5 protein-coding genes are annotated in these 4699 nt (G+C 63.5%); 3 read left to right on the forward strand and 2 right to left on the reverse strand.

From position 1 onward, the window contains the following. The first annotated feature begins 83 nt into the window (after positions 1-83). The 3 genes from ABJF10_RS29395 to ABJF10_RS29405 all read left to right on the forward strand — a co-directional run bounded on the left by ABJF10_RS29395 (position 84) and on the right by ABJF10_RS29405 (position 4162). Complete coding sequence (locus tag ABJF10_RS29395) at positions 84-2012, forward strand: PAS domain-containing protein (RefSeq protein ID WP_348548168.1); 1929 nt, start codon at positions 84-86, stop codon at positions 2010-2012. Positions 2013-2095: 83 nt separating this feature from the next. Further along, a complete protein-coding gene (locus ABJF10_RS29400; protein WP_348548169.1) occupies positions 2096-3334 on the forward strand; it encodes a PAS domain S-box protein in 1239 nt (412 codons plus the stop codon). A gap of 156 nt (positions 3335-3490) precedes the next feature. Then, a complete protein-coding gene (locus tag ABJF10_RS29405; RefSeq protein ID WP_348548170.1) occupies positions 3491-4162 on the forward strand; it encodes a response regulator transcription factor in 672 nt (223 codons plus the stop codon). 91 nt (positions 4163-4253) lie between these two features. Here the strand turns inward: ABJF10_RS29405 and ABJF10_RS29410 are convergent, their stop codons facing one another. Together ABJF10_RS29410 and ABJF10_RS29415 are read right to left on the reverse strand one after the other, a co-directional pair. Continuing rightward, on the reverse strand, positions 4254-4499 hold the full coding sequence (locus ABJF10_RS29410; protein WP_348548171.1) for a hypothetical protein: 246 nt from the start codon (positions 4497-4499) through the stop codon (positions 4254-4256). Beyond that, positions 4496-4699, reverse strand: a 204-nt coding sequence (locus ABJF10_RS29415; RefSeq protein ID WP_348548172.1) for a hypothetical protein, incomplete at its 5' end; no start/stop codon positions are given. The genes ABJF10_RS29415 and ABJF10_RS29410, both read right to left, overlap by 4 nt.

Raw genomic sequence — 4699 nt, forward strand, 5'->3', positions numbered from 1 at the left:
GAGCCGGAAAGCTTTGTTGCGCTCGACGTCCAAGTCTTCCCCGAGTTGCTCAAGAATTGCCGCCTCGACGAGCCGATTCGCATTTGGGTGCCGGGCTGCTCCACGGGAGAAGAAGCGTATTCGCTGGCGATCCGCCTGGTGGATTTCCTGGCACGGATGTAAGCGAGCACGTGATCGAGGCGGCGCGGCGCGGTATTTTCGATACCACGATCGAGGCCCATGTGCCGTCCGACGTGCTTCGGAGGCACTTCGTGAAGACGGACCGCGGCTACCAGGTGAGCAAGAGCATCCGCGAACTTTGTGTGTTTGCCCGGCAGGATGTGATCAAGGACCCGCCGTTCTCGAAGCTCGACCTGATCAGTTGCCGCAATGTGTTGATCTACTTTGAACCGGTGCTGCAAAAGAAATTGATCCCGGTGTTTCATTATGCGCTCAAACAGCAGGGTAATCTACTGCTGGGCAGTGCGGAAACGGTCGGCAGCTTTACCGACCTTTTCACCCCGCTGGATGCGAAGAGTAAGATCTTCCTCAAGCGGGTGAACGGCAGTAGTCTGCTGCCGCACCTTTCCCTCGGGGAGGAATTTCGGCCGATCGCCGATGAGCCGCTGGACCGGCGGGACAAGGCCGCCCCGGAAGTCTGGAGCCGGCTGGATGTCTTGAAGGAAGCCGACCGCCTGGTCACGGCCCGGTACTGCCCTCCGGGCCTGGTGGTCAACGAGCAGATGGAGATCATTCAGTTTCGCGGCGAGGTGGCGCCGTACCTCAATCCGGACTCCGGGGAGGCGAGCCTGAATCTTTTCAAAATGACGCCGCCGGACTTGGGCGGGGAACTGCGCAACGCGATTGCCGCCGCCCGCAAAGGCGCTGGACAGGCGCGCAAGCACACCCTGCATATCGAGCTGCGGGGCAAGATGCGCGAGATCTCCCTGGAGGTGCTGCGGATCGACCCGCCGGTGGTCAAGGAGCGCGCCTTTGTCGTCGTTTTTGAAGAGGCCCTGGCCGCGGCGGCACCGTTGGCGGAACCGAAAGGAAAGAGCCGCGAAAATGCCCGCCACCGGCAGCTCACCGAGGAGCTGGCCGCGGCGCGGGAACACTTGCAAAGCCTGTCCGAGGAGCACGAGGCGACCAACGAGGAATTGCGCTCGGCGAACGAGGAGATCCAGTCGAGCAACGAAGAACTCCAGAGCACCAACGAGGAACTCGAGACCGCCAAGGAGGAACTGCAATCGACGAACGAAGAGCTCACGACCCTGAACGAGGAACTCCGGCACAACAACCGGCACCTCACGGCGGTGAACGACGATATCAACAACCTGCTCCGCAGTGTGAGCCTGCCGGTGGTGATGCTGGGACGCGACCTGCGCATCCGGCGCTTTACCCCCGGCGCGCAGAAAATTTTCAAGCTCATCCCCTCGGATGTGGGACGCGCGATCAGCGACATCAAGGCGGACATTGAGGTGCCGGATTTTGAAAAGCTGGTGGAGGAGGTCATCGACGGCCTGACGGTGAAGGAAAGGGAAATCCGCGACCGGCGGGGCCGGTGGCATTTGTTGCAGGTGCGCCCGTATGAAACCGCCGAGAATAAAATCGCCGGCGCGGTGTTGATTCTCTTCGACATCGACGACGCCAAGCGCAGCAAGGACCGGTTGAAACATGCGGCGCACTACGCCGACGCCATCATCGGGACGGTGCGCGAGCCACTCGTGGTGCTGGACGAGGCGCTGCGGGTGAAGCGGGTCACCGAGTCGTTCTGCGAAAAGTTCCAGGTTTCCGTGGCGGACACCGAAGGACGCTTTTTCTACGACCTGGGAAATGGCCAATGGGATATTCCCTCGCTGCGTTCGCTGCTCGAGGAGATCCTGCCCAAGAACGTCAGCGTCAGCGGGTTCAAGGTCCAGCATCACTTCCCGAAGATCGGCGAAAAGACCGTGCTCCTGAACGCCCGCCGGGTGGCGCCGATCGATGGGGAGGAAGCGGTGATCGTGCTCTCGATCACCGAGGCGCAACCATGAAGGCGCGCGCGGCCCGAGCCACTCGGAATCCGCCGGCGCGCTCCAGGGAGGATTTGGAGCACCAGAATCGCGAGCTCACGCGGATGTTGCACCTCGTCGAGGAGGCCCGGGCCAACCTGGCCGACCAGTACGACTACGCGCCGATCGGTTTCCTCACGCTCGATGCCCAGGGTTGCGTCCGCGAAGTCAATGTCACTGCCGCGCGCCTGCTCGGGCGCGAGCGTGTGCAATTGATCGGAATGCCCTTTCTCAGCCACATCGCCAGGGGACACTGGAAAGAGTTTCTCCACCATATGAGCGAGTGCCGCCGCCGCCCCACGGTGGTGGTGAGCGACCTCGACTTGCGCGCGCGCGACCGGCGCACTCTGCACGTCGAATTGCGCAGCGTGCCGGTGCTCGACGCCCGCCGGGACGAGACCGTTTATCGCACGGCGATGACGGAGATCGGCGAGCGGCTGCGGGTCGCGCAGGCGCTCGAGGAGAGCGAGCGGCGGCATCGGGACATGGTCGAGTCTTCGCCGGACGGGATTTTCATCCAGAGCGATGGAGTCATCGTTTTTGCGAACCGCGTGGCGCTGGATCTCTGTGGCGTGAAAGAGGTTGCGGATCTGCACGGCCGGGAATTGACCGGCTTGCTGCGCCCAGCCTATCGGCAAAGCGTGGCGTCCCTGCTGGTGCAGGTGGCCACGGGCCGGGAAACGCCGAGCATGGAGGTCAAGATCGAGCGCGGCAGTGGCACCCCCGTCCATGTCGAGCTGGCCGCCCGCAATTTTCACTTCGAAGGCGAGCCTGCCGTGCTGGTGATGGCGCGCGATATCACACCCCGGAAAATAGCGGAGCGGCACGTGCTGGCCATCAGCGAGCGGGAGCGGAGGGCCTTCGGCCGCGACCTGCACGACAGCATTTGCCAAAGCCTCATGGGAACCGCGTGCCTGGCCGAAGCCTTGCGCAATAAACTGCGCAAGAGCGGACTGCCCGCCGCCTCCGATGCCGAAGAGATCGGGCGCGTCGCGCGCCAATGCCTTGACGAAGCGCGCAACATGGCCCGGGGTCTTTGTCCGGTGGCGATGGAAAAGAGCGGTCTCGTGACTGCGCTCCACGAGTTGACGGCGGAGGTGGCGCGGCACACTCGCATCGAGTGTCTGCTGGAGTGCGACGAATCGCTGGCGATTGGGGACCCGAATGTGGCGACGAATCTCTACCGCATCACCCAGGAGGCGGTGAGCAATGCGATCAAGCATGGCCGGGCCCGGTCGGTCTTGATCCGGCTCGCGGCCGGCCACGGCCGGCCACGGCCGGATCACGCTCCAGGTGCGGGATGATGGCCAGGGACTGCCGGAGAAGCCGAAGGCCTCCGGGATGGGATTGCACACCATGCGCTATCGCGCGTCCGTTATCGGCGGTTCACTCGAGGTGCGGCGCGACAAACCGCGCGGCACTGTGGTAGTCTGCTCCTTTCCCACCAATGGGGAACGCCCATGAAACGAAAGAAACCAGCGAAAACGCGGATCCTGCTCGTCGAGGATCATCAGATTGTCCGGCAAGGGCTCGTGCAACTGATCAACCAGGAGGCGGACATGGAAGTCTGCGGCGAAGCGGGCGACGCCAGCCAGGCGCTGGCCCAAATCCCCCGGGACAAACCCGACCTGGTCATCCTCGATATCTCGCTGCCCGGCATGAATGGTCTCGAGTTTCTCAAGCATCTCAAAGTGGAGCGACCCGGCTTGCCCGCCGTCGTCCTTTCCATGCACGACGAAGCGCTCTATGCCGAGCGCGCCCTGCGCGCCGGGGCGCTCGCCTATGTGATGAAAAAAGAGAGCAGCGATGAATTGCTGATCGCGATCCGCAAGGCGCGCCAGGGACAGGTTCACGTCAGCGAGAAGGTGGGCGGCAGCATTTTCCAGAAATTCGTCGGCACCAAGCGTCCCGTCGAATCGTCGGTCGGCCGGCTCAGCGACCGCGAACTGGAAGTCTTCGAACTGCTGGGCCGCGGGCGGGGCAGCAAGGAGATCGCCGAGCAATTGCGTCTCAGCGTCAAGACCGTCGACACGCACCGCGGCCGGATCAAGGAAAAGCTCAACCTGCACGGGGCCACCGAAATGATCCAGCGGGCGGTGCAATGGGTGGAGCGGGAAAACCACGGGGGGTGAGGGCCGGGGTGGGGGCGTGGGAAATTGCGCGAAACTGGATCCACATTCATCGTCGGTGGTGCGCTGTGTAGGGCGCGTGGGGACACGCGCCCTACACCAGCGAACCGCGCCGGTACTCCCGCGGCAATTCGACCAGTGGCCGCCGCTCGCGCAGCCACGCCGAGCGGTGCCGTATCACCCACTCCAGGAGCGCCTTTTCAAACCCGATGTCGCAGCCCGCTTTTTCGCTTTCGATCCATTTGTGCCGCAGGATTTCGTTCCGCTCCAGGAGGAACTCCCGGTAGCTGGCGGACATTTTCCGCAGTGGTGGGGGATCGTCCGTCGGCTGCGCGCTCATCGGGGAGAATCGCTGGCGAGAGTTTTTCGCAGATTGACGGCAAAGCGGAGCAGCCAGCGCCGGTCGTGCGTGCAGATGACCGGCTTGTCGTCCACCAAAAGCATCCATCGGTCGCCCTGAGGCTCGAGATGGATCCGGCTCTTGGTGGTACGCCCTGCCTTCATAGTAGGGTTTCGGCGCCCACCGGGCCGGGTGGTCGC

This window comes from Chthoniobacter sp., from assembly GCF_040003245.1.
Taxonomy (GTDB): Bacteria; Verrucomicrobiota; Verrucomicrobiia; order Chthoniobacterales; family Chthoniobacteraceae; genus Chthoniobacter.

Coding starts and splice junctions, on each gene's coding strand:
- ABJF10_RS29410 (WP_348548171.1), bottom strand. CDS start 4,499: ATGAGCGCGCAGCCGACGGACGATCCCCCACCACTGCGGAAAATGTCC.
- ABJF10_RS29405 (WP_348548170.1), top strand. CDS start 3,491: ATGAAACGAAAGAAACCAGCGAAAACGCGGATCCTGCTCGTCGAGGAT.
- ABJF10_RS29400 (WP_348548169.1), top strand. CDS start 2,096: ATGTTGCACCTCGTCGAGGAGGCCCGGGCCAACCTGGCCGACCAGTAC.